17 protein-coding genes are annotated in these 25193 nt (G+C 72.5%); 6 read left to right on the top strand and 11 right to left on the bottom strand.

Annotated elements, in window-relative coordinates:
* Nucleotides 1-289 precede the first annotated feature (289 nt).
* Nucleotides 290-709, top strand: coding sequence for a hypothetical protein (locus MBA17_RS12300; RefSeq protein WP_238496525.1), 420 nt, complete (start codon nucleotides 290-292; stop codon nucleotides 707-709).
* Nucleotides 710-837: 128 nt separating this feature from the next.
* Here the strand turns inward: MBA17_RS12300 and MBA17_RS12295 are convergent, their stop codons facing one another.
* From MBA17_RS12295 to MBA17_RS12255, 9 genes are all read right to left on the bottom strand, one after another.
* A complete protein-coding gene (locus tag MBA17_RS12295) occupies nucleotides 838-1170 on the bottom strand; it encodes a molybdopterin cofactor-binding domain-containing protein (protein ID WP_238496524.1) in 333 nt (110 codons plus the stop codon).
* Between the two features lie 245 nt (nucleotides 1171-1415).
* Nucleotides 1416-5756 (bottom strand): cation-translocating P-type ATPase, encoded by a 4341-nt coding sequence (locus MBA17_RS12290; RefSeq protein WP_238496523.1) that lies wholly within the window; start codon nucleotides 5754-5756, stop codon nucleotides 1416-1418.
* Between the two features lie 48 nt (nucleotides 5757-5804).
* Nucleotides 5805-6341, bottom strand: a complete 537-nt coding sequence (locus MBA17_RS12285; RefSeq protein ID WP_238496522.1) for a hypothetical protein — start codon at nucleotides 6339-6341, stop codon at nucleotides 5805-5807.
* A gap of 156 nt (nucleotides 6342-6497) precedes the next feature.
* Nucleotides 6498-8882 (bottom strand): aerobic carbon-monoxide dehydrogenase large subunit, encoded by a 2385-nt coding sequence (gene cutA / locus MBA17_RS12280; RefSeq protein WP_238496521.1) that lies wholly within the window; start codon nucleotides 8880-8882, stop codon nucleotides 6498-6500.
* 209 nt (nucleotides 8883-9091) lie between these two features.
* A complete protein-coding gene (locus MBA17_RS12275; RefSeq protein WP_238496520.1) occupies nucleotides 9092-9568 on the bottom strand; it encodes a (2Fe-2S)-binding protein in 477 nt (158 codons plus the stop codon).
* Nucleotides 9561-10418, bottom strand: a complete 858-nt coding sequence (locus MBA17_RS50375; protein WP_238496519.1) for an FAD binding domain-containing protein — start codon at nucleotides 10416-10418, stop codon at nucleotides 9561-9563. Before MBA17_RS50375 ends, MBA17_RS12275 begins: the two co-directional genes overlap by 8 nt.
* Before the next feature lie 3 nt (nucleotides 10419-10421).
* Entirely contained in the window at nucleotides 10422-11846 is a 1425-nt protein-coding gene (locus MBA17_RS12265) for a uracil-xanthine permease family protein (protein WP_238496518.1), read from the bottom strand.
* A 178-nt stretch (nucleotides 11847-12024) separates the two neighbouring features.
* Nucleotides 12025-12243: an RNA-binding S4 domain-containing protein gene (locus tag MBA17_RS12260; RefSeq protein ID WP_238496517.1), complete on the bottom strand. Its 219-nt coding sequence runs from the start codon at nucleotides 12241-12243 to the stop codon at nucleotides 12025-12027.
* A gap of 18 nt (nucleotides 12244-12261) precedes the next feature.
* Nucleotides 12262-13881 (bottom strand): PucR family transcriptional regulator, encoded by a 1620-nt coding sequence (locus MBA17_RS12255; protein WP_238496516.1) that lies wholly within the window; start codon nucleotides 13879-13881, stop codon nucleotides 12262-12264.
* A gap of 229 nt (nucleotides 13882-14110) precedes the next feature.
* Between MBA17_RS12255 and MBA17_RS12250 the strand changes: the two genes are divergently transcribed.
* The 5 genes from MBA17_RS12250 (at nucleotide 14111) to MBA17_RS12230 (ending at nucleotide 21952) form a co-directional block, all read left to right on the top strand.
* Nucleotides 14111-14962 carry an oxamate carbamoyltransferase subunit AllH family protein gene (locus tag MBA17_RS12250; protein WP_238496515.1) on the top strand — a complete coding sequence of 284 codons (852 nt, stop codon included), beginning with the start codon at nucleotides 14111-14113 and terminating at the stop codon, nucleotides 14960-14962.
* Nucleotides 14959-16380 (top strand): FdrA family protein, encoded by a 1422-nt coding sequence (locus MBA17_RS49370; RefSeq protein ID WP_274385283.1) that lies wholly within the window; start codon nucleotides 14959-14961, stop codon nucleotides 16378-16380. The genes MBA17_RS12250 and MBA17_RS49370 overlap by 4 nt, the downstream gene beginning before the upstream one ends.
* A complete protein-coding gene (locus tag MBA17_RS12240; protein WP_238496514.1) occupies nucleotides 16377-17777 on the top strand; it encodes a YlbE family protein in 1401 nt (466 codons plus the stop codon). The genes MBA17_RS49370 and MBA17_RS12240 overlap by 4 nt, the downstream gene beginning before the upstream one ends.
* Nucleotides 17778-18005: 228 nt before the next feature.
* Nucleotides 18006-20615: a serine/threonine-protein kinase gene (locus MBA17_RS12235; protein ID WP_238496513.1), complete on the top strand. Its 2610-nt coding sequence runs from the start codon at nucleotides 18006-18008 to the stop codon at nucleotides 20613-20615.
* 50 nt (nucleotides 20616-20665) lie between these two features.
* Nucleotides 20666-21952 (top strand): MFS transporter, encoded by a 1287-nt coding sequence (locus tag MBA17_RS12230; RefSeq protein WP_238496512.1) that lies wholly within the window; start codon nucleotides 20666-20668, stop codon nucleotides 21950-21952.
* Between the two features lie 84 nt (nucleotides 21953-22036).
* On the opposite strand, the gene MBA17_RS12225 is transcribed toward MBA17_RS12230, so the two are convergent.
* Both MBA17_RS12225 and MBA17_RS12220 read right to left on the bottom strand, forming a co-directional pair.
* On the bottom strand, nucleotides 22037-23626 hold the full coding sequence (locus MBA17_RS12225; RefSeq protein ID WP_455432747.1) for a bifunctional 3'-5' exonuclease/DNA polymerase: 1590 nt from the start codon (nucleotides 23624-23626) through the stop codon (nucleotides 22037-22039).
* Nucleotides 23627-23656: 30 nt separating this feature from the next.
* The gene (locus MBA17_RS12220; protein ID WP_238496511.1) at nucleotides 23657-25162 is read right to left on the bottom strand and encodes a metallophosphoesterase family protein; all 1506 of its coding nucleotides are present in this window, start codon (nucleotides 25160-25162) and stop codon (nucleotides 23657-23659) included.
* Nucleotides 25163-25193 lie beyond the last annotated feature (31 nt).

Genomic DNA, 25193 nt, shown 5'->3' with positions numbered 1-25193 from the left:
GGCGACGCCCCATGTACCTTCCCGCTCTCTATCGGATGGCGCCATCTTCTTCGCACCCCCCGCCGGCGCAGGGGGACGAATGGGATACGCCCCTCTCCGACCAGGCCCCCCGCCCACGGGCCCCAGACCACCCGTATCCCCGTACGGCACACCGCCGTACGGTCATCCCCCACCGGCCCGATACCCACCGGCCGGCGGATATCATCCGCCGTCACCAATCGTCCGGCCATCCAGCGGCTCGTCAGTGAGTGGGTGCGCCGGCTGCCTCATAGCGTTCGTCATCTGCTTCGTGCTGCTGATGTTCTCCGCCTACGTCGCCTCGCTGATCTCGGCGAATCGCCCATCCGGCCTCCGGCATCTATCCACCACCGGGCCACAGGTCGAACCAGAGGCTCGTCCACCTGGGTGCCCAGACCGCGTGGTCGAAATGCTGCCCAGATCGGAGACCGCCGAACTGGTCGCCGCCTACAGCACCGCAAACAAACAGATCATCCTGTGTCGCGGGAACTCCGGCCAGGTGTACTACTACGGGGAATACACCGGTCAGCCGGATACCGGACTGGCCTTCCCCGCCGAGGAGACTCCTTATGGGTATGTCGCTCTCAACGGTTCCTACGCCTACGAGGTGCGCGGCAACGAAGTGATCATCACCCGGAACGGTGATCAGATCGGCAGAGAGGATCTCACAACGCTCCAGCCGGTCCCCTGACCGCGGCTTCAATCCGTTCGATGCGACCGCCCATCGCCGGGGAAACAGCCGAGGCCAGGCGGGCGTTCGCGTGTCCGTCGGAGTTCCACACCGCTCCTCGACGGCCCGTCAGGGGAACCGGCGAGCGGTCAGCGGGTCGCCCTCAGGTGGAACAGGTCCGAGGGGGAGATCGGCATCCGGTCGATGACGATGCCCTCGGCGTCCTCGATGGCCGAGGCGATCACGGCCGACACCGGGATGACGCCGGCCTCGCCCGCCCCCTTGATGCCGAGCGGGTTGAGCGGCGAGGGGGTCTCCAGGTGCGCGGTCTCCACCCGGGGGATCTCGGTGGCGTAGGGCATCAGGAAGTCCATGAAGGAGGCGTTCAGGAGCTGGCCGTGCGAGTCGTAGACCATGCGCTCGTACAGCGCGCCGCCGACGCCCTGGGCCACTCCCCCGTGGATCTGCCCTTCGACGATCACCGGGTTGATTACGACCGGCTTGCCGTAAACCGCTCCCGGATCAGATGGTCGGGACCGGCGCTGGACGAATGACCGTTGTGACGATGACCTGGACGAGACGCGTGATCAAGGCCTCGATGAGCAGTACCGCTGCTCGCGCGAGCACAGAACCCAGAAACTCCGACATAGTGCACCTTAAAGGGATATAACGACATGTATCTATAGGTTCGGGTTCAATAGTTGAAAATGGGGACGATTGGGTCGAACTAGGGGTTAACGTTCGGTGACCATCCCGGGGCGGACCGTTCGACCAGCCTTCCCAGCGACGCGGCGGCGGTGGCACAGCCCAGTGCGATGGCCCAGCCGAACGGGCCGATCGGACGTGAGCCGAAGAAGTGGCTGATGCCGGGGACCGACACGATCGCCGCCAGCACGGCCACGGACGACAGGCCGGCTAGCAGCACGGTCCGATCCTGGCTTCCCGTCGCCACCGTCTGCAGAAGCTGCGCCGTCACCAGGGCGATCAGCCCGATCGTGTCCGCCCGGCTGCGCGTGCCCGACATCCTGCCGAGCGACCAGGCCATGGCCGCGGCCGCGGCGGTGGTGACGGCACGCACGTAGATGTCGCGGGTCAGGGGCGTGCCAAGGGATGCCTCCGGCCCTTCCGCCAGCAACTTCTCCGGGTCGACGGCGCTCGGTCGCCGTACCGCCACCGCCATCGAGGGCAACATGTCGGTGAGCAGGTTGACCAGCAACAACTGGCGGGCGTTCAACGCGCTGCGGCCGGTCAGCAGGCTCGACCCCACAGTGAAGGCGATCTCCCCGATGTTGCCGCCGAGCAGGATGCTCAACGCGTCGCGCACCGAGCCCCACATCGCCCGGCCCTCGCTGATCGCATCGATGATCGTCTCGATGCGATTGTCGGTCACGACGATGTCGGCGGCGGACCGGGCGGCGGGACTGGCATGAGACCCGAGCGCCACCCCCACGTCGGCGAGCCGGATCGCGGGAACATCGTTGGCGCCGTCCCCGGTTACGGCGACCACCTTCCTCGAACGCCGCAGGCTCGTGACGATACGTGCCTTGTGCGCAGGAGTCACCCGGGCGAAGACGGACACGTCGTCCAGCACTGCGGCCACGGCCTCGTCGTCGAGCGCGTCGAGTTCCTGGCCGGTCATGACCCGCATCCCGTTCAACGCCCGCACCTCGGCGGCGATGGCCTCCGCCGTACTCGGATGATCTCCGGTCATCATGATGACGCGGACCCCGGCCCGGATCAGTCCCCGGACGCTCCGTGCGGCGGTCGGACGGACCGGGTCGGCCAGGCCGAGCAGTCCGAGGAAGCGCAACCTGCTGATCCTGGACTCGTCGAGATCCGAGCGGCTGGAGGCCGTGCGTTCCGCGACGGCCAGGACCCGGTAGCCCTGCATGGCGAGCCTGTCGACCTCCCGCTCCAGCTCGCGCCTGGCCGCGTCGTCGAAGGGGACGGTCTCCCCCGCGTGGACCAGGCTCTCGCAGCGGGTCAGCACGACCTCGGGAGCGCCCTTGACGCTCAGCAGATGGCCGGACTCGCACAGGCCCAGAACGGCGTGGTAGCCCCGCGCCGGCTCGAAGGGAAGCTCGTCGACGCGTCGCCACGCGCGGAGGCCGTCCCGGGGCGACACCCGCAGCCTCTCCGCTCCCTCCACGACGGCGCGATCCGTCGGATGGGGAATGGCACGCCCGCCGCCGAACCGCGGTCCGGCACGAAGCGCCGCGGCGACGATCGCTCTCAACTCGGGCGTCAACCGTTCCATCGGGCGCTCCACCCGTCCGTCGGAGATCCGCCGCAAGCTGATGCGTCCCTTGGTCAGGGTGCCGGTCTTGTCGAAGCAGAGGACATCGACCCTGCCGAGGGCCTCGATGGTCGACGGGTTGCGCACCAGCGCGTTCCGCAGCGACAACCGCTTGGCCGCGGCGAGCTCGGCGATGGTGGCGATGAACGGCAACCCTTCGGGGACCGCGGCCACCGCCAGGTTCACGGCAGGGGCGAGCGCCCGGTCCAGCGGCGAGCCACGGAGCAGATCGATGCTCCCCAGGAGGACACCCGACCCGATCGCGGCAGGGAGGATCCTGCGGCTCAGCGCGCGCAGCCGTAGCTCCACGCCGGTCGGCGGCGGCGCGTCGAGGGCGAGCCTCGCGGTCCTTCCGGACTCCGTCTCGGTCCCCGTGGCCACGACCACGCCGCGGCCATGCCCGGCCGCGACCGTGGTGCCCGCGTACACCATCGATCCCCGGTCCGCGACGATGGGCGTGGCGGTCGGCGCCGTGGTCTTGGCGACGAGCTGCGACTCACCGGTGAGGCTGGACTCGTCGATCTCCAGCCCGGCCGCCGTGACCAGCCTGCAGTCCGCCGGTACGGCATCGCCCGCGCGTAGTTCGATCACATCGCCCGGAACGAGGTCGTCGGCGGTTCCCTCCTTCAGGCCGTCCGGGCGGCACAGCCGTACCAGCACAGCCGTCTCCTCGGTGAGGCGGTGCAGCGCGCGCGAGGTGTTCCTTCGCTGCGCACCGCCGAGGAGCGCGTCGACGATTATCACGCCCCCGATGAGCGTGGCGTCCAGGACGGAACCGACGACAGCCGACGCGCCCGCGCCCACGGCGAGGACGGGAGTGAGCGGGTTGGCGAGCTCTTCCACGGTCGCGCGCGTCAGCGACTCCGGCTCGGCGAAGGTCCCCGGTCCGGGTTTTCGCCTGCGGCGTGCCGATTCTCCCTCCGGCAGCCCGTCGGGCGAGGTGTGCAGCCTGGCCAGCACCTCGGATGCCCCCATGGCGTGCCAGGGCGTGCGGTCCGCGCGGAAAGGCGGCGGCTCGCGGCCGAGATGACGGCCTGCCCACCTCCCGGCGACGAGCGCGGCCACCGACGTGCATTCGCTCACGAGGTGAGCCCGGCCGACCGAGGCGCGGTGATCGCCGAGGAATGCCAGGCCGGCACCGATGATCGCCCCCGTGGCGGCCAGCCGCACGCTCCGCACGCTTGCCGTCCTGGCGGCGGGCAGGCAGCGGAGCAGCAGTTGCGCCCCGTCCAGACCGCCGATCACATGGGCGTCCCAGGGCACCCGCCTCGGCTGGTCGAGCACGCCGATGCCGAGGTCGGCCTCGCGTAGCGCGCGCATGGAGCGTCGCGAGAGCACGGCCACGGCGTGCCCGTCGGACTGCAACGCCCGCACCGACGCGTCGAGCCGGGACCGGCCGCCGGAGAGACGGTCGAGGCCGAGCGTTTCGGCCAGCCACGGTTCACCTCCGGCCAGCAGCACCGTACGGGTGCCCTTCGCCGCGGCCGCGACGGCCTCGGCCAGCGGATGGAGCTCCGGCACCAGGCCGGCGAACGCCACCACGGTCCCGTGCCGCGAGACCACGACAGGCGTCACCCCCGCACGGCGCCACCGCCCGACCTGCCGCGGCCCCCGCGCGGCGGAGTACGGCCTGGCGACCCACCCGTCGCTCTCCCGCCGGACCGTGACGTCGGTGAGATCGAGGAGGCTGTGCAGCCGGGCATGCAGTTCGTCGGGATCGACGTCCGAGCCGGTGGAGACCACGTCGTGCAGCGCCCACGCGCCCGTGGTGAGCGCGGTGGCGTCGATGAGGACCGTGTCGATGCGATCCATCCGGCGCAGGGCGTCATGCTGGAGGACGATGGCGCCGCGACCGGCGAGAGCCCGCACGACAGCGCCGGTGAACGCGTCCCGGCCGACCGCGGCGGCCTTCGGCGTCCCCGAGATCAGCACGGAGAGCCCCCGCTGGTGGCTTCGGCTCAGGATCGCGGTCACTCCATGCGCGGCGAGCGCCGCAGGGCTCACCGCGTCGGCGTACCGCTCTACCGGCCCGGGCGGCAGCGGGACAGGCCGTGGCCGCGCGGCCGTCCGGAGGTGCCGGTAGGTGCCGTTCGCCCCGGCGAACTCCTCCTCCCAGCTCGCCCATGCCTGCAGCCCGGCCCGTGCGTCGATGTATCTGCCCGCGGCCGCGGCCGAGTCGATGAGCAGCCCGATGGGCCGTATCGCGAGCGTCTGGGTGACGGTCCGTGCCGTTTCGAGCATGGCGGCCGCGGCGGGCGGCCCCATCAGACGGTCCAGCTCCCTGCGGATCCTGGGGGTGTGCTCGGCCAACTGGAGGAAGGTCGGCACAGCCGAGTGCAGGAGCCGCATCCGGGTGACCCGTCCGGCCAGCGCCAGGCTGGTGCCCAGGAGACTTCCGCCGAGGCTGACGGCGGCCCTGGCATGGTGTTCCGCGCCGTGGCGCGCACTGGGCCCGGCGCCGGCCTCCTGGCCCTCGTCGAGCTCCGCCACGATCGCGACCAGCTTCTCGGTGTCGGCCGTGGTCGCGTCGCAGCCGATGTACACACAGCCGAGCGCGCCGTTCACCTCGGCACGTCGTGTACCTGCGGCGCGCAGCCGGTCTTCGAGCTCCCGGGCGGCCCGCTCGCCGCCCCGGCCGCCGATGTTCCGCAACTCGACGCGGATCCCGCCCGCGCACGTCTCGATCCGGCGACCGCGCGGCACCAGACTCCGTACCGGCTCCGGCAGCAGGCTCAGCAGGGTGTCCGGGCGAAGCGCGCCGAGCAGGCTCATGTCACCTCCGGTGGAGTCCTGTGGACATGCCGGTCGGACAGGATGGACCTACTTGCCGGCCCGCGTGCGGCGTGTTGTCACTTTCTCCCCGGAGCTCTTGGCGGAGCTCCTGGCCTGCTTCGGTTTCCCGACGTCGGGCGACTTCGTACGACCTCGCGGTGCTGTACGAGCTCGCGGTGCTGTACGCCCGCGCTGTGCCGTACCACCGCGCTGTTCTGTACGGCCGCGCTGCGCGATCACCGTTCCCGCGCCGATCGCGGCCGCCACCGGCCAATCCAGTACGCCGAACGCGGCGAGTGCGCCGAGCCCGCCGTAGTAGGCGATGCGCTCAGGCGGCGGCAGGAACGTCCGTGCGACGTCCATCGCGTGCCCCAGTTCCCGGCGGCTGACGCCGGGGACGTGCGGGAGCCGTGGTAGCGGCACGTGCGGCGGCTTGACGCTGGGCGGCCGCACCTGGATGGAAAGAAGTGGCAGGTCCAGCGTGAACTCTCGGCCGGCCCGGTGCCCGTCTCCGGCTCCGTCTCCGGCCGCGGGCCCGCCGGCCGCTGGAACGCCTCTGCTGGTCGGCGTGCGGTTTCGGGTCACACGCCGCGACTGGGTGACCATAACCCCTCCAGGGCGAGAAAAAATGGCACTCCTGAGCCATTTGCCCCCTTTGTGGCCCTGTATTCCTTTTTCAGCGTTCACCTTGCCGACCTCCACCGTCACCCGCCCAGGACCCCCGCCCACACGGACGAGCGGTCAGCGGGTCGCCCTCAGGTGGAACAGGTCCGAGGGGGAGATCGGCATCCGGTCGATGACGATGCCCTCGGCGTCCTCGATGGCCGAGGCGATCACGGCCGACACCGGGATGACGCCGGCCTCGCCCGCCCCCTTGATACCGAGCGGGTTGAGCGGCGAGGGGGTCTCCAGGTGCGCGGTCTCCACATGGGGGATCTCGGTGGCGTAGGGCATCAGGAAGTCCATGAAGGAGGCGTTCAGGAGCTGGCCGTGCGAGTCGTAGACCATGCGCTCGTACAGCGCGCCGCCGACGCCCTGGGCCACTCCCCCGTGGATCTGCCCTTCGACGATCATCGGGTTGATCAGCTTTCCGCAGTCGTGCACCACGGCGTACCGGAGGATCTTGATCTCGGCCGTCTCCGGGTCGGTCTCGACGATCGCCGCGTGCATCCCGGAGGCGAACGTGGAACGGATCGGCGAGTAGTAGTCGCGTCCCTCCAGCCCCGGCTCCTCCCCCTCGGCCACCGGCGGCCGGTCCATCGCCGGGGTCGCGGCGAACTGGGTGGCGCGGGCGGCCTGCTCGTCGAAGGCGTAGCGCAGCGGGTTGGCCAGCGTGGCGACCGTGGCCAGCGGGATCGACGCACCCGGCGACCCGGCCACCCGCACCACGCCCTCGCTGATCTCCAGGTCGCCCGGGTCGGCCTCCAGCGCGTCGGCCGCGATGCGCAGCGCCTTCGCGCGCACCTTGCGGCAGGCCAGCGCGATCGCGTTGCCGCTCATCACCGCCGCCCGCGAGGCGAAGGTGCCCACGGCGTACCCGAACCGCCGGGTGTCGCCGGTCACCACCGAGATCCGCTCCAGCGGCACCCCCAGCTCCGCGGCGGCGATCTGCGCGAAGGCCGTCTCGTGACCCTGTCCCTGCGAGGTGAGACCGGTCGAGACGTGCACCCGGCCGTCGGAGGTCACCTGCACGTGCCCGCCCTCGTACGGCCCGACCCCGGTGCCCTCCACGTAGCAGCCGATCCCGATGCCGAGGCGGCGGCCCTGTGCCTCGGCGGCGGCGCGCACGGCCGGGAAGCCGTCCCAGCCGATGAGCTCCTTGATCATGCGGAGGGACTCGGGGTAGTCGCCGCTGTCGTAGATCAGCGGGCGGCCGTCCTGGAAGATCAGGCCCTGGTCGTAGGGGAACTCGTCGGGCTGGATGAGGTTGGCCGCGCGCACCGCCGTACGGTCGAGGCCCAGGTGGGCGGCGATGTGGTCCATCGTGCGTTCCATGCAGAACACGGCCTGCGGGCGTCCGGCGCCACGGTACGGCGTGACCTGGACGGTGTTGGTGTAGATCGAGGTGAACTCCACCCGGTAGGCGCCGATCCGGTAGGGACCGAGCAGCTGGGTGGCGGTGATGATCGGCACGATGATGCCGTACGGGGTGTAGGCGCCGTGGTCGTGCAGGATCGTCACGTCGAGGCCCAGGACGCGGCCCTCGTCGTCGAAGCCGACCCTGACGAAGTGCACCTGGCCGCGCTCGTGCGCCGCGGAGATGAAATGCTCGCGCCGGTCCTCGGTCCACTTGACCTCCTGGCCGAGCAGGATCGCCGCCCACGGGACGAGGACCTCCTCCGGCCACGGGTGCACGATCTTGACGCCGAAACCGCCGCCGACGTCCGGGGCGATCACCTCCACCGAGGGCAGCGGCAGGCCGAGCCTGGCGGCGATGGCCATCCGCACGCTGGTGGAGGTCTGGGTGCTGGAGTAGACCCGCAGCGAACGGTCGTCGGCGTCCCAGCGCGCGTACACGCCGCGCCCCTCAAGCGGCATGGACGCGCTGCGCTCGATGTCGAGCCGGAACGACAGCTCGTGCGGGGCCCGGCCGATCGCCTCGCCCGCGCCGAGCCCGGCGGCCGAGGGCACCTCCTGCACCAGGTGGGCGCCCGCGTTGCCGGGCACGTCGGCATGGACGAGCAGCCCGCCATGGGCCGCCTCCTCCACCCCGACGACCGGTTTGAGCACCTCGTAGTCGACCCGGATCAGCGCGCACGCGTCCTCGGCCAGGTAGCGGTCACGGGCGACGACCATCACCACCGGCTCGCCGACGTGCCTGACCAGGTCGCGGGCGAGCGGATAGGCGGTGCGGCCGTGGGTGAGCGCCGGATGCGGGATCAGCAGCGGCAGCGGCGCGCCGACCTGTTCGGGCAGGTCCTCCCAGGTGTAGACGGCGACCAGGCCCTCGACGTCGAGGGCGCCCGACACGTCGATGTCGCGGATCCGCGCGCTGGCGTGCGGCGAGCGCACGAAGGCGGCGGCCAGCGCGCGCGGCCCCAGGTCGTCGAGGTAGCGGCCCTGCCCGGTGAGCAGCCGCGGATCCTCCCGCCGGAGCACGGGCTCGCCGAACATCCGCGTGGTCACGCCTCCTCCGCGATCAGCTCGGCCGCGTCAAAGGTCCTGGTCCTCACGACTCCCCCACGATCAGCTCGACCCCACCGAAGGCTCCGGTCCTCACCATCAGCTCGGCCACACCGAAGGGCCTTGTCCCCACCCTCAGCTCGGCCACACCGAAGGACCTGGTCCTCACGACATCCCCACGATCAGCTCGATCCCACCGGACATCCTGGTCGTCACGGCTCCTCCGCGATCAGCTCGGCCGCGCGGTGGACCGACTTGACGATGTTCTGGTAGCCGGTGCAGCGGCACAGGTTCCCCGAGATGCCCTCCAGCACCTCCTCCTCGGTGGGCGCGGGGTTCTCCCGCAGCAGGGCCGTCGCCGTGCACAGGAATCCCGGCGTGCAGAAGCCGCACTGCAGGCCGTGGCACTCGGCGAAGGCCCGCTGCACCGGCGACAGCGCGCCGTCCGGACCGGCCAGCCCCTCGACCGTGGTGATCTCCCGCCCGTCGACGGTCACCGCGAACGTCAGGCACGACCGGACCGGCTCCCCGTCGAGCAGGATCGTGCAGCACCCGCACACCCCGTGCTCGCAGCCGACGTGCGTGCCGGTCAGGCCGAGGTCGTGCCGGAGACAGTCGGACAGCAGCCGCCGGGCGGGCACCCGCGCCTGCCGTACGACGCCGTTGACCGTCAGCGTGATCTCATGCATCGGCCGCCTCCCTCGCCGCTTCGCCCAGCGCCCGTTCGGCCAGGACCCCCACCAGGTGCCGCCGGTAACCGGCCGTCGCGTGAATGTCGTCCTCCGGCTCCACTCGATCCTGTACGGCACGCGCCGCGGCGGCCCAGTCGCCCGGCCGCCCGGCAGAGGTCACGTCGACCACGATGGGCACCGCGCCGACGCCGATGCACGCCACCCGCGCCCGTACCACCTCGCCCGCCTCGCCGAGGCTCACCACGGCGGCGACCCCGGCCAGCGCGTAGTCGCCGTGCCGCCTGGCCAGCTCCCTGAACGCGGTGCCGCTGCGGGGCGGCGACGCCGGGAAGAAGGCGGAGACGGCGAGGTCGCCGGGTTCGGCCGCCGACTCCAGCGGACCGGTGAAGAACTCCCCGGCCGCGACGTCCCGCTCCCGCTCACCGGCCCGCGCCAGCCGTACCGACCCGCCCAGCAACGCCAGTACGGCGGGCAGCTCGGCGGCGGGGTCGGCGTGCACCAGGCTGCCCACCACCGTGCCCCGGTTGCGGATCACCGGGTGGGCGACCTGGCGCAAAGCCTGGCGCAGCAGCGGCTGCGCGGCGGCCACCTCGGCGGAACGCTCCACCCGCGAGTGCCGGGCCAGCGCCCCGACCCGCACGCCGTCCGGACCGGCCGTGACGGTGTCGAGTCCGGCGAGGCGGTTGATGTCGATGAGGTGTCCGGGCGCGGCCAGCCGCATGTTGAGCATCGGGATCAGGCTCTGGCCGCCGGCGAGCACCTTGCCGTCCGTTCCGGCCTCGGCCAGGGCGGACAACGCCGAGCCGAGGTCGCGTGGCGCGTGGTAGTCGAAGGGTGGCGGCTTCACCGGTCAGCGTCCCACGCGTTCGAAGCCGACCTCGCCGCCGGAGACCTCTTCGCCGCCGCGCCCGCGTCCCGCGAGGGCCCGCAGCACGTGGTAGCCGACCAGCACCACGATGGTGCCCAGCGCGATGCCCTCAAGCGAGAACTCTCCCGTGATCATGTGTCCGACCGGGCCGATCGCCAGGATGATGCCCGCGCCGATCGGCACCATGTTCACCGGGTTCGCGAAGTCGACCCGGTTCTCGATCCAGATCTTGGCGCCGAGCAGCCCGATCATGCCGTAGAGGATGACGGTGATCCCGCCGAGGACCCCGCCGGGCGTGGCCGCGATCAACGCGCCGAACTTCGGGCACAGGCCGAACAGGATCGCGATGACGGCGGCGATGTAGTAGGCGGCGGTGGAGTAGACCCGGGTCGCGGCCATCACCCCGATGTTCTCCGCGTACGTCGTGGTGGGCGAGCCGCCGACCGCGCTGGTGACCACGGTGGCGATACCGTCGCCGGCGATGGCCCTGCCCAGGTAGGGATCGACCTCGGTGCCGGTCATCTCGCCGACCGCCTTGACGTGGCCGACGTTCTCCGCGATCAGGGCGATCACCGCGGGCAGCACCAGGACGATGGCGGAGATCTTGAAATCGGGGCCGTGGAAGCTCGGCAGGCCGAACCAGGGCGCGTCGGCGACGGCCGAGAGGTCGACGCGGTCGTGCGGGAAGGCGGTGGCCACGCAGTAGACGCCCTCCGGCGAGCAGGTGGCGCCCGCGGCGTCACGCAGGTTCTGCCCGGGGAGCACCGAGGTCACCGGGCCGAAGACCAGGTCCGCGCCCCAGGAGAGCACGAACCCCACGATCAGCCCCAGCAGGATCCCGATCCGGCCGAGGAACCCCCGGAACACCACGATGAACAGGAAGGTCACGACCATCGTGGCGAGGGCCAGCCAGTGGTCCTGCGGCCAGTAGACGTCCGCGACGACGTAGGCCAGCCCGAAGCCGATCAGCATGACGACCGCGCCGGTGACCACCGGCGGGAAGACCCGGTTGATGATCTGTACGCCGAGGAAGTGGATGGCCAGGCCGACCAGCGCCAGCACCGCGCCCACCACCAGGATCGCCCCGGTGACCGTGCCGCTGTCGCCGCCGGCCGCGCGGATCGCGATGACGCCGCCCACGAACGAGGCGCTGGTGCCGAGATAGCTCGGGATCTTCCCCTGCACGATGAGCAGGAACAGGATCGTCGCGACTCCCGACATCATCACCGCGACGTTGGGGTCGAGCCCCATCACGATGGGGAAGACGAACGTCGCGCCGAACATCGCGATCACGTGCTGGGCGCCGAAGCCGACCATGCGCGGCCAGGTCAGCCGCTCGTCCGGTTTGACGACCTCACCGGGAGCCAGCCGCCGTCCGTCACCGTGCTTGGTCCAACCCGCAACCATGGGAGCCCCTCTTCACTCAGGCCGTCGCCCGGTCACCATCCCGCAGGTCTCCCGCACGATGGCTCTCCGTATTGCCGGGCACATTAGGCCCGATCTCACGGTCCTACACGGGCATGATCTGCCAAATCTGGGCCGAAGACCAGTACTCCCGTCGCGCACTTCGGGACGGCGCCCTCCGTTAGCCCGCGGCGACCACGTCGATCTCGAAGCCCTCGCCGGTGACGACCTGACCCGGGCGGATCTTCCGGCCCTTCCTGAACTCGACCTCGCCGTCGACCATCACCTCGCCGTCGACGATCAGCTGCTTGGCGACGCCCCCGGTGTCGGTCACACCGCAGACCTTCAGCAGGTCGCTCAGGGTGATGTAGTCGGTTTCCAGCTCGAAGGTCTCTTCCACGGATTCCAGCATAGGGACTCAGATGCCGCGCATGCGCAGGACGTGCAGGGCGAGGGTGAGGTTGAGACGGAGATGGGAGTCCTCGGTGAAGTTGCCGAGCAGGCGTTCGAGCTTGCCGATGCGGTAACGCAAGGTGTTGTAGTGGAAGTGCAGGCGCCTGGCGGTCTCGGCGACGTTCAGGTTGGTCTCCAGCAGGACCTGGAGGGTGCGGCGCAGGTCGGCGTTCTCCGCCTCGTCGTCGGCGGCGAGCGGGCCGAGCGTCTCCCGGACGAAGGCGTGCAGCTCGGCGGTGTCGTTGACCAGGGACAGCAGCCGGTAGACGCCCAGCTGGTCGAAGTGGGCGACCGCGCCGGGACCGTGCAGCTGACGGCCCACCCTGGCGGCCTTGAGCGCCTGGCCGTACGCCTCGGGGAGGGCGTCGGGACCCGCGGCCGGGCGGCTGGTGCCGGTGGAGAAGGTCGCGGGCAGCGCCTCGGCGAAGGTCGCGGCGGCGTCCCTCGCGACGCGGGCGGTGTCGGCGGCGGCGTCGAGGACGGCGACCACCTCGTGCGAGAAGCCCGCGACGGCTCCCCGCGCGTCGTGCCTGCGCATCGCGGTGGTCCACGAGGTGACCAGGCGGTCCTGCGCGGTGCGCTCGTCGGTCTCCGGGTCGAGCTCGGCGACCATCACCGTGACCGGCCGCTGGAGGTCCCAGCCGAACGCACGGGCCCGGCCGGCGATCCGCTCGGCGGACCCGGCCCGCCCGGTGAGGACGTCGCGCAGGAAGTCGGCGCGATACTTGCTCTCCACCGCGTTGACCGCCTCCTGTCTGGTCACCACGAGCGCCGCGACCGTGGCGGCACGTTCCAATATCCCGACGTCGCTGTCACGGATGGTCCCTCCCGGGCTGTAGGCGACGAACCTGCCGTGGTGGTGCCCTCCCGCGACGACCGGGACCGTCGCGAACGCGCGTCCCACGCCGCCGGGGCCCGGCTGTCCCGACGGCTCGGGCGGCATCGTGCCCTCGCCCGCCGCCAGCAGGCGCAGCACCGCCACGTGCTCCTTCGGCCCGGCCGCCGCCAGCTGCTGCCCCGCGCCGTCGAGGACGGCGACGGCCACGTCGAGCAGCCCGGCCACCTCGGCGCTCACCTCGTGCAGCCCGCCGCCGGCCAGCACCACCTGGACCAGCGCCCGGTGCGCCTCCTCGGCCCTGGCCAGCACCGCGGCCTGCCGGTTGAGGATGTCGGTGAGCACCTGGTTGAGGATGTCGTCGAAGCCGACGTCGTCGGGGAGCCGGATCAGCGGGAAGCCCAGCCGGTCGGCCTGCTCCACCATGTTCTCCGGCAGGTCGTCGAGGTACCGGCCGAGCTTGATGGCCAGGGCCGCCAGGCCGCGCTCGTCGAGGTCGGCCACCAGCCGGTCGAGGGACTGCGGGGTGTTGCGCAGCGGGTAGCCGGTGGTGAGCAGCAGTTCGTGCGGCTTCACCCAGGCGAGGACGTCGGGCACCTCCATGACGTTGAGACGCTGCACGATCCGGCCCAGGCCGCTCTCGCCCGCGATCAGCTTCGCGCCCGCGAGCGTGGAGACGCCCAGGACCTCGCCGACCGCGACGCCATGAATGATCGTTCCGGTGCTCGCCAGCCGCACGGGGGGTTCCATGAGTGAATTGTGACTGATGGTGTGTCTGGCAGGAAGAGCCAACCTTTCAGCTGACTGTTGTCAGCTTTCTCCGTACGGGGGCTGTCAAGGAGCGTTCTACGGTCGGGTTCAGAGTTCGCGCCGCGAGGGCAGGTCTGTCCATACGCGCCCGACGTGCGCGAACCGGCGATCCAGGGGAGGTTCGGTGACCGTTGGAACGCGTCCGCGTGCGCGGCGCGGCCCTGCGCGGATGACCGTACGGACACACGGTTCCGGCGCCTGCAGCACCGCATTGCGGCCCCTCCTCGACGCGCCACGCCGCCCCGCGCGGGTGCTCGCGGCCTTCCCCGCCGGGCTCTACCTGGAGGTCAGGACCGCGCTGGAACCCCACGTGATCGCCGTCGTGAACGGCGGAGCCACCCGGCTGCCCAACGCCATGATCCTCGCCGGGCCGATCCCCCAGGCGGCGGTCGGCGAGGAGGCCGCGGTCGGCGACGGCGCCATCGAGGTCGGCGCGCACATCCTGCGGGCCCGCCGCTGGTGGAATCCCGCCCCGCCGCTCGGCCCCGTCGACCTCCCCCAGCTGGCGCGGGCCCTCCCCGAGCTGGAGGCGATCTGCGCCGCCTCCCCCAGACAGCCCGGACTCGAACGCGACGGCGCCGCCGCCCTGCTCGCCGAAGGCTGCGTCACGGGCTCCCTGGTGGACACGATCACCGCCGCCGAGCACCTCGTCGGCCTCGGCCCCGGCCTCACCCCCAGCGGCGACGACGTGCTGGCCGGCCTGCTGGTGGCCCTGCGCCACCTGGGCCTGGCCTGCGGCGCCGGCCGCGCGGTCTGGCTGGCCGACTGGCTCGCCGCCGCCGTCACCTTCGACGCCCGCACCCGCACCACCCCCATCTCGGCGACCCTCCTGCACTGCGCGGCCAGGGGCGAGGCCAGCGGGGAGATCCTCGCGACCCTGCGCGGGATCGCCGGCCGGCAGTCCCTCGAACCCGCCCTGCGCCGTCTGCTGCACCTCGGCCACACATCGGGCGCCGACCTCGCCTGGGGCCTCCGGATCGGTCTCGCCGCCGTCCTCGCGCTGACGGAGTCTCCCCGTTGAGCACCGGGGACGGGCCGGCGGTGGATCTGGTCCTCATCCGGGCGGGCGTCTATCACGACTCGGTCGGCCTGATGGGGGTGAGCCGGGCCCTGGCGGCTCTCGACGGCGTCGAGGTGGCGATCGTGGCCATGGCGACGGAGCTCAACCTGGGGCTCGCGGGAGAGCTGGGGTTCACGCTGCCCGAGGCGCGGCCGGCCGACCTGCTGATCGCGATCAGGGCGTGCGACGCGGCGACCGCCGACGCCGCCACCGGCGAACTCGACCGCCGACTCACCGCGCTGGCCGGCCGTACGGCGGGCGGCGGGCCCGCCGAGGCGCCGCCGCGCACCACCGGGGCGGCCGCGCGGGCGCACCCGGCGGACGTGGTGCTGGTCTCGGTGCCGGGGGAGCACGCTTTCGCCGAGGCGCTCGACGCGGTCGAGGCGGGCCTGTCGGTGATGGTGTTCAGCGACAACGTGCCCGTGGCGCAGGAGATCGTGCTGAAGGAGCGGGCACGGCTGCGTGACGTGCTGGTCATGGGGCCCGACTGCGGCACGGCGGTGATCGGCGGCACGGGGCTGGGCTTCGCCAACGTGCTGCGGCCGGGACCGGTGGGGGTCGTCGCCGCCTCCGGCACCGGGGCCCAGCAGGTGACCTCCCTGCTCGACCTCGCCGGCGCCGGCGTGAGCCACGTGCTGGGCGTCGGCGGCCGCGACCTCTCCGCGGCGGTCGGCGGCCTGTCGACGCTGCGCGCCCTCGCCGCGCTGGACGCCGACCCGGCCACCGAACTGATCGTCCTCATCTCCAAGCCCCCCGCCCCGGAGGCGGCCGACACCGTCCAGCGGACGCTGACGACCCTCGCCACCCCCGCGATCACCGCGCTGCTGGACGTCCCCGGCGCGTCCGATCTGACCGCCGCCGCCGAAGCCGTGCTGCGCGCCCTGGGCCTCGCCGTCCCCCGCTGGCCGTCCTGGCTCGCTCCGGCCGCGCGCCGCCGGGGGTCGGCGCTCTGGGGGATCTACTCGGGCGGCACCCTGTGCGTCGAGGCGTCGATCATCGCCGGCCGCGGGACGTTCACCGACTACGGCGACGACGCCTACACCCGGGGCAGGCCGCATCCGATGATCGACCCGGCGCTCCGGCTGGAGGCGCTCGCCAAGGTGCCCGAGGGGGACGTGGCGCTGCTCGACGTGGTGCTCGGGCACGGCGCGGACCCGGATCCCGCCGTGACGCTGGCCCCCGCCGTGGCGGACGCCACCGGACGAGGGGTCGCCGTGGTCGTCGCGCTGGTGGGGACCGAGGGCGACCCGCAGGGCCTGCACCGGCAGGCGAAGGCGTTCCACTCGGCGGGCGCCTCGGTGTTCGTCTCCAACGCCCACGCGGCACGTCACGCGGTGGCCCTGCTCGGCGACGCGCCGGAATCGGGAGTCGGCACATGACGCTTTCCATGCTTCAGGGGGAGCCCACAGTGATCACCGTGGGGGCCGGGCTGCTCGGTGAGGCGCTGGACGCGCAGGCCGTGCCACGGGTGGACGTGGCGTGGCGGCCGCCGCTGCCGGGCACCGAGGAGGCGCTGGCCACCGTGCTGGCCGATCCGCGCCGGGTGCGCGCCAACGAGGTGGCCGCCGGCCGGCTGGTCTCCGCCAGGCCGCAACTCGTCGGCGTACGGCCGGCCCGCGAGGCGCTGGACCTCCCGCCGGGCACGTTCCTGCACGCGGGACCGCCGATCGAGTGGGAGCGGGCCTCGGGGCCGATGCGGGGCGCGCTGATCGGCGCGATGCTGCTGGAGGGCCTGGCCGCCGATCCGGAGGAGGCGGAGCGCCGGCTGGCGGCGGGCGAGGCCCGGCTGGACTCCTGCCACCATCACCGGACCGTCGGGCCGATGGCGGGCGTGGTCAGCCCGTCGATGTGGGTGTTCGAGGTGCGCGACGCCGAGCACGGGGGCACCGCCTACTGCTCGCTCAACGAAGGGCTCGGCAAGGTGCTGCGCTACGGCGCGTACGGCGAGGAGGTGCTGACGCGGCTGCGGTGGATGGGCGAGGTGCTCGGGCCGGTGCTCGCGGCCACGCTCGACCGCGCGGGCCCGCTCGACCTGCGCGCCCTCGCGACCCAGGCGCTGCAGATGGGCGACGAGCTGCACAACCGCAACCGGGCGGCGACCTCGCTGCTGGTCAGGGAGCTGGCCCCGGCCGTGGTCGAGGCGGCGCCCACGCACGCCGCCGAGGTGCTCCGCTTCGTCAACGGCAACGACCACTTCTACCTCAACGCCGGGATGGCGGCCTGCAAGGTGGGGGCGGACGCGGCCAGGGACGTGCCCGGCTCGACGATGGTCGTGGCGATGGCGCGCAACGGCACCGACTTCGGCATCCAGGTCTCGGGGCTGGGCGACCGCTGGTTCACCGGCCCCTCCGGCGTCCCCGACGGCCTCTACCTCGGCGCGTACGGCCCGCAGGACGCCAACCCGGACATCGGCGACTCGACGATCACCGAGACCGCCGGGCTCGGCGGGTTCGCGATGGCCGCCGCGCCGGCGATCGTCAGGTTCGTCGGCGGCGACGTGGCCGACGCGGTGGCCGCCACCCGGTCGATGTACGAGATCACCCTGGCCGAGCATCCGGCCTACCAGATCCCCGCCCTCGGCTTTCGCGGCACCCCGGTGGGCGTCGACGTGACCCTGGTGGCGAGGACGGGCCTGCTCCCGGTGGTGAACACCGGGATCGCGGGCCGCCTGGCGGGCACCGGTCAGGTCGGCGCGGGGCTGGTCAGCCCGCCTGCCTCGGCGTTCACCGCCGCGCTGGAGGCGCTGGCCGGGGAGTCCCGCGCGCAAATCGGGTAACCGACAGGAATAGCCGGAAACGATCATCGATCTAATGGCATCGCGCCTGGCCGGATAAGGGTTCGGGGGTTTGTCACCCGGCCAACTACCATTCCCGATATCGTGTCGCACCTCACAATCTGGAAGAATCGCGACTCATGCCTGTCAGCGAGACGGGGGTTTCGATTTGGGACTGGATATGGGGGCTCGGATATGACCGCTGACCGCATGCTCGGTAATGTCCCCTCCATGCCGGATGGTCATGAAACCACGGGAGAAACCGTCGAAGGTCAGAACCGGCTGGTCGGCAGGCGTTACCGCCTAGTGTCACCGGTCGGCCGCGGCGGCATGGGCATGGTGTGGCACGCCCACGACGTGCTGCTCGACCGCGATGTGGCGGTCAAGGAACTGCTGCTGCCCTTCGGCCTCGATCACGCGGGCAAACAGGTCGCGCACCGCCGCATGATGCGCGAGGCCCGCTCGGCCGCGCGGCTGAGCCACCCCGGCATCGTGACCGTCCACGACGTGGTCGAGGAGGACGGCCGGCCCTGGATCGTGATGGAACTGGTCCGCGCCTGGTCGCTGGAGCAGGCCGTACGGCAGAGCGGGCCGTTGCCCGTGGTCCAGGCCGCCGAGATCGGCATCCGGGTGCTCGACGCGCTGCGGCACGCCCACGCGGCCGGGATCCTGCACCGTGACGTCAAGCCCGGCAACGTGCTGCTGACCTCCGACCGGGTGGTGCTCACCGACTTCGGCATCGCCGCCATAGAGGGTGACGTCACGATCACGCAGACCGGGCTGCTGATGGGCTCCCCCGCCTACATTCCGCCGGAGCGGCTCCAGGGACAGGCGATCACCCACTCCGCCGACCTCTGGTCCTTCGGCGCCACCCTCTACGCCGCCGTCGAGGGGCGCCCGCCGTACGAGGGGCCCGACGCGATGGCCGTGCTCGGCGCGGTGCTCACCCAGGAGCCGTCCAGGCCGCAGCGAGCCGGCGCGCTGCTGCCCGTGATCGAGGGCCTGCTACGGAAGAACCCGGCTGACAGACTGACCGCCGTCCAAGTCTCCGACCTGCTGGAACGCGTGCTCCGCAGCCACGGGTCCGGCAGCACGGGACAGCCTCCCGAACCCGCGCCGATGCCGACGCCGGCCGACTCCACGCCGATGCGCCTGCTTCCGCCGCTCGACCCGCCTTCGGGGCCGATGCCCTCGCGGATCGTCGAGACCCCGTCCGGCCCGGTGCGCGTGCCGTACGAGCCGGCGGCCGACGTCTCCGACGGTCACGGGACGCCGTACGACGCGCTGGCCGGCCCCTCCGGACCGCACCGCGCCGGGGCCGGGCGGGCCGGTGCCGCCTTCGACCCGATGACGAGCCCGTCCGCGCCGCAGGGGTTCGACGCGTTCGGCAGCCCGTCGGGGCCGCAGGACCCGTTCGACCAGCGTGCTTCCGGAGACCCCTTCGGCCGGGCCGCCGGGCCGCAGGACCCGTTCGCGGGGGTCCGGGATCCCTTCGGCAACCCGTCGGGTGGTCATGACGCGTTCGGCGGTCCCTCCGGGCCGCAGGACCCGTTCGGCAACCCATCCGGCCCGCACGCCTTCGGCAACCCGTCCGGCGGGTACGACGCCTTCGGCAGCCCGTCGGGCCCGCAGAACGGGTCCGGCGATCCGTCGGGCCCACGCGACCCGTTCGGCAACCCATCGGGCCCGCACGCGTTCAACAACCCGTCGGGCCCACAGGACCCGTTCGGCAACCCGTCCGGCCCGCACCCGTTCAACAGCCCGTCCGGCCCACACGACCCGTTCGGCAACGCTTCAGGCCCACAGGCGTTCAACAACCCGTCAGGCCCTCAGGACCCGTTCGGGAACCCGTCGGGCCCGCACGCGTTCAACAACCCGTCCGCTCCGCAGGACCCGTTCGGCAACGCGTCGGGCCCGCAGGACCCGTTCGGCGGTCAGGGTCAGCGGGATCCGTTCGGCGACGCGCCGGGCAGGCAGCAGGCGGTCCGGCCGCGGCGCGCCGGTTATGACGCGTTGAGCAGCCCGTCCACGCCGATGCCCGCCGAGTTCCAGGCCCTCGGCGCGGCCCCGGCGCCACAGCCTGGCCGGGGCGCCGTGGGGGCCTTCGAGGCGCTGCGCGAGCAGACCGGCGAGACCCGGGCGAGCAGGCCGCGGAGCGAGCTCGACGAGCGGCGCGCCGAGAGCGCCAGGAACGCCCGGCGTAGAAATCCCGACGGCGGTGGCGGGTGGCTGCGCGGCAGGCGGCCCACATTGAGGCTGCTGCTGGCGGCGGCGGGCGCGGCAGGGGTGGCGGTCCTCGCGGTGCTGCTGCTCCAGGGCGGTTCGCCGGAACCGGCGCCGCCGTCCTCCCCGGCGCCGACCGCGGCGGCACCGAGCACCCTGACGGCGGACACCGGCGGCGGCGAGGTACCCGACGGCTTCACGACCCGGGCCCAGGCCGGGATCACGGCGGCGGTGCCCGAGGACTGGAAGACGTCCGTGGCGGGCAACCGGGTGACCTTCGCCGGGCCGAGGAGCAGCGGGGAGAGCATCACGGTCGACCGGGCGGGCCCAGCGTCCGACGGCGGGCTGGCCGCGCTCGGCAGGGCGCGGGAGGGGTCGGAGCTGACGGAATACATCCAGGTGCAGTTGCAGCGGGCCTCCTACGGCTCGTGGAAGGCGGCCGACTGGGAGTACACCCACACGCTGTCGAACGGGGTGCCGATGCACACGCTGGTGCGACACGTGACCGTGGACGCCAGACGGGCGTACAAGATCACATTCGCCACGCCGGACCTGCGATGGGACGACAGCGCGGAGACGCGATCGGTGTTCTTCGACAACTTCGCCCCGGAAGACTGAGCCCCCACCTCACCAACCGTCAGGGTCAGGTGTGATGGCAGACTTCACCCGTGACGACGACCCAGACTAATCACGATAAATCCCTGCAACCTCTGGCGTCGCGCGAAGTCCGGCAGACCCAGCGGCGGACGCTGGCCACCTTGTCCACGGCCCAGATCGTCGGCGGCGTCGGGGTGGCCGTCGGCCTCACCTTCAGCTCGCTGATGGTCGAGAGGTTGTCGGGCTCGGTGGCGATCAGCGGCTTCGCGGGCACCGCCACCGTGCTGGGCGCCGCCCTGTTCGCGCTGCCCACGGCCAAGGCGTCCGGCGGCGGCGGCCGCCGAGCGGGCCTCTCCCTGGCCTACGGCGTCGCCCTGGCCGGCTCGCTGATCAGCGTCGCGGCGATCACCATGGGCTCCTGGCCGCTCCTGCTCGCCGGGCTGCTCCTCCTCGGCGGCGGCAGCGCGGGCAACCTGGCGGCGCGCTACTCCGCGACCGACCTGTCGCCGCCCGGGCACACCGCCAGGCACCTGGGCCTGGTGGTGTGGGCGGCCACCATCGGCTCGGTCATGGGCCCCAACCTCGCCCAGCCCGCGGAACGCCTGGGCGCGACCCTCGGTCTCGACCCGGCGAGCGGGCCCTACGCCCTCGCGGCGGCCGCCTTCGCCGTCGCCCTGGTCGTCGTGGGCGTGGCCCTGCGCCCCGACCCCCTGCTGCTGGCCAGGCGGCTCACCAGCACCGCGGGCGCCGGCGCCCCGGCACGGCCGAAGCGGGCCCTGCGCGACGCCTGGCAGACGTTGCGCGGCACCCCCGCCGCCCGGCTGGCGCTGATCGCGATCGCCGTCAGCCACACCGCGATGGTGTCGGTGATGTCGATGACCCCGGTCCACCTCGACCACGGCGGGACGGCCATCTCGGTCATCGGCATCGTGCTCAGCCTGCACATCACCGGGATGTACGTTTTGTCCCCGGTGGTCGGCTGGCTGGCCGACCGGATCGGCAGGGTGCCGGTGCTCGTGCTCGGCATGGGCCAGCTCCTCGCCGCCGCCGTGCTCGCGGGCACCGCCGGGCAGCACGGCGTGGTCCAGGTGAGCGCCGGGCTCTTCCTGCTCGGCACCGGCTGGTCCTGCGGGCTGATCGCCGGGTCCGCGATGCTCTCCGAGGCGGTGCCGCTGGACCGCAGGCCCGCCGTACAGGGGCTGTCGGACCTGATCATGAACGTCTGCGGCGCGACCGGCACAGTGGTCGCCGGCGCCGTCGTGGGCTGGCTGTCCTACGGCACGCTGGGGCTGGCCGTCGCCCTGCTCGTCACCCTGTGCGCGGCCTGGCTGCTCCTGTCCCGCCCGCGAACCACCTGACCGCCCGCCCGCCCACCGCACGTCCGCACGACCCCGGCCACGCCGCTCCCCCACGTCCGCGCGACACCCGGCCACCGCGGCGGCTCACTTGGCGTCCGCGTAGCAGGTGACCGCCACGGCCTCCATGGGGAAGCGCACCTCGGTCGCGCCGAACAACAGCCGGGTCGCCTCCTCCGCGGCTCCGGCGACGGCGGCGACCACCTCGCCGGACAACTCGGCGGGACAGTGCACCATCACCTCGTCGTGCTGGAAGAACACCAGCCGGGCCGGTTCGGGCAGCCGCCCGCGCAGCACGGCCATCATGGCGAGCGCCCACTCGGCGGCGGTCGCCTGGACCACGAAGTTGCGGGTGAACCTGCCCCGCTCGCGCGCGGCCCCGTTGCCGCCGGGCCCGGAGACCAGCTCGCGCCAGCGGGACGAGGGAGGCGGGCAGGTACGGCCCAGCCAGGAGCGGACCAGCTTGCCCTCCTCCCCGGACCTGGCCGCCTCCTCGACGAAGGCGTACGCCTGGGGATAACGCCGGCGCATCACGGCCAGCAGTTTGGGGGCGTCGCCGCTGGTCCCGCCGTACATCGCGGACAGCATGGCGATCTTCGCGTGGTCCCTGGCCCCGCCGAACGACTGGGCGAGCGCGGCGTACAGGTCGATCTCGCCCGCCGCCTCGGCCAGCCCGCGGTCGCCGGCCATCGCCGCGAGCACCCGCGGTTCGAGCTGGGCCGCGTCGGCGACCACCAGGTCCCACCCCTCGTCGGCCACGACCACCCTGCGCATGACCTTGGGGATCTGCAACGCCCCTCCCCCGCTGGTCGCCCAGCGGCCCGACACCACGCCGCCCACCACGTACTCCGCCCGGAACCTGCCGTCGCGCACCCACGCGTCGGCCCAGGTCCAGCCGTGGAAGCTGAACAGGCGGGCCAGTTCCTTGTAGGCGAGCAGCGGTGCGACCCCCGGATGCTCGACCTCCTTGAGCACCTGGGAGCGGGTGGACGGGACGGAGATGCCGGCCGACTTGAACGCCTTGACGATCTGCTGCGGCGAGTCGGGGTTGACCGCCTGGCCGAAGGCCGCGCTGACCTGGTCGGCGAGGGCCTGGAGCTTGACGGGGCGCATCCCGTGCACCGGGCGGGGGCCGAGCAGCCCGGTGAGCAGCTCGTCGTGGACGTCGGACCGCCAGGGCATGCCGTCGTGGCCCAGCTCGGCCGCGATCAGCGCGCCCGCCGACTCGGCGGCGACCAGCAGCCGGAACCTGCCGGGGTCGGCGGTCGCCTCGATCCGTTCGAGCTGGTCGTCGTGCACCTCGCCGACGAGGTCGATCTCCGTGACGTCGGGGCCCCGCCTGGCGGTCTCGAACAGGGTCGCCTGCGCGGGCCGGCCCGAGGGGTCGTCGGGCACCGGGAGGCCGTGCAGCCGGGCGTAGGCGGCGGCGGCCGAGGCGGGCTCGCCGTACCGCCCCTCGTGGCCGAGCAGCAGCGTCTCGGTGAGCGCGAGGTCGTGACAGCGGGACAGGCGGACGCCCCTGGCGAGCAGCTCCGGATAGACGGCCCGGCCGTCGGCCCAGACCCACCGGGGGCGCGCACGCTCCGCCTCACGCACCGCCGTGGCCAGGTCGGGCACCGGACCGCCGGGCCGCAGCACCCCGCCGCCACCGGCGGTGGACGCCACTGTCACATGCACGGGGCCAGCCTGCCACGGGGGTCTGACAGTTCAGGCGAGCGGGATGGCGACCTCGTCCTCCAGGGGCGGGTCCAGCTCCTGCGTGCGGCAGCCGGTGGCGGCGAAACAGCGGATCCGCAACTCGCCCGCGGTGACCTGGACGTGCAGGAAGCTCTTGAAGAACGGCGGGGAGTCCCAGTCGGACAGCTCGGAGAGGTAGCGGTGGAAGACGCGCCCGACGGGGAGCCGCAACGGCATCGGCCACGAGCCGAGGAACCGGGCCGCCCAGCGCATCCGGCGGGTGAGGGTGACCTCTCGGGCGATCGGGCGGACGGGATCGTTGCCGATCTGCTCCCGCATGATGCACGCCGCCTCCTCCGGGCGCAGGTAGAGCCAGCGCATGCGCAGCCTGCGGCTGTAGAGAAGGCTGTAGAAGGACAGGGAGTCGCCGCGCAGCGGGTAGCACCGGAACTCGTCCTCGGTCACCCCCGCGACGTCGACCCGGCGGATCGTGTGGGTGGCGTGGGTGAACGCGCCGGATCCGCCCGCGACGACGTACTGGATGACGCGGTCGCCCACCTTGACCGGATAACGCTGGTAGTTGTGCACGTCGCCGCCGATGACCGCGACGTAGCGGTGCGCCGGGTCGCGGACGACGTCGTCGACGGTGCCGCCGCCCTCGATCGGGCACGGCCGGTGCTCGTTGCCCACGTAGATCGGCTTACCGGTGATCAGCAGCTTGGGCCGTGGATCCGCGGAGACCCGGCGCAGCCACTCGCCCTGGTCGCGGTCGAGACCGGCGCGGATCCCGGTGTCGATGCCGACGATCAGCAGGTCGGGGGACTCCATCACCCAGTAGGGCGCGGGCTGCACGGCCTGCTGTTCCGGCCGGGCACGCCGTGCTCGCGCCGCCGCCAGCCGTACCTCGTCGATCTTGTCCGGCCGTCGCCAGAGCAGGCCGCGCAGGCCCGAGGGGGAGAAGCGGAAGGCGTCGCGGACGGGCCTGAGCGGGGGCGCGTCGCAGAAGACCCGCATGAAGCCGCCGAGCCCGTCGTACCAGTCGTGGTTGCCGGGGATCGCGTAGATCGGGGCGGGATACTCCTGGTAGGGACGGAAGAACTTGTCCTCGTAATCGTTGCCGGAGCCGGTCGGATAGATGACGTCGCTGGCGACCACCGTGAACGAGGTGTCCTCGCCGATCTTGAGCAGGCCCGGCACCGTGGCGTACTGCGAGGCGTCGCCCTCGCCGGGATCGCCGAGCACCAGGAAGGAGAACTCGTGGCCCGGGTCGCGGTCGATCCGGCAGCCGGGATCCGCGCCGCGCTCCCGCTGGGCCGCCATCCACCGGCGCCGCACCTCCTGGGACGGGTCGCCGAACAGGCTCGCCAGGATCTCGTTGCGCGAGCGCCACAGCGTGACCGGATTGAGCCAGGAGAAACTCCGCCCATCTGGTTGCAACGCGCGAAAGGTGCCCTCTTCCGCGCAGACCCACCCCGCGCCCTCCTCCGAGATCCGGGAGGACAGCCCTCTACCTCGTTCCGCGGCGACTTCCACCATGGTCACATCCTTGCCGCGATCTTGCTGGAAT

Source organism: Dolomitihabitans soli, assembly GCF_022213955.1.
GTDB classification, from domain to species: Bacteria; Actinomycetota; Actinomycetes; order Streptosporangiales; family Streptosporangiaceae; genus Streptosporangium_A; species Streptosporangium_A soli.
The sequence above is the reverse complement of the archived record's forward strand: the minus strand, read 5'-3'. Positions and strand labels throughout refer to the sequence as shown.

Bases quoted from the DNA above. Each gene is read 5' to 3' on its own strand.
- MBA17_RS12290 (WP_238496523.1), bottom strand. From the start codon at position 5,756: ATGAGCCTGCTCGGCGCGCTTCGCCCGGACACCCTGCTGAGCCTGCTG.
- MBA17_RS12275 (WP_238496520.1), bottom strand. From the start codon at position 9,568: ATGCATGAGATCACGCTGACGGTCAACGGCGTCGTACGGCAGGCGCGG.
- MBA17_RS12265 (WP_238496518.1), bottom strand. From the start codon at position 11,846: ATGGTTGCGGGTTGGACCAAGCACGGTGACGGACGGCGGCTGGCTCCC.
- MBA17_RS12255 (WP_238496516.1), bottom strand. From the start codon at position 13,881: ATGGAACCCCCCGTGCGGCTGGCGAGCACCGGAACGATCATTCATGGC.
- MBA17_RS12250 (WP_238496515.1), top strand. From the start codon at position 14,111: ATGACCGTACGGACACACGGTTCCGGCGCCTGCAGCACCGCATTGCGG.
- MBA17_RS12240 (WP_238496514.1), top strand. From the start codon at position 16,377: ATGACGCTTTCCATGCTTCAGGGGGAGCCCACAGTGATCACCGTGGGG.
- MBA17_RS12235 (WP_238496513.1), top strand. From the start codon at position 18,006: ATGCCGGATGGTCATGAAACCACGGGAGAAACCGTCGAAGGTCAGAAC.
- MBA17_RS12220 (WP_238496511.1), bottom strand. From the start codon at position 25,162: ATGGTGGAAGTCGCCGCGGAACGAGGTAGAGGGCTGTCCTCCCGGATC.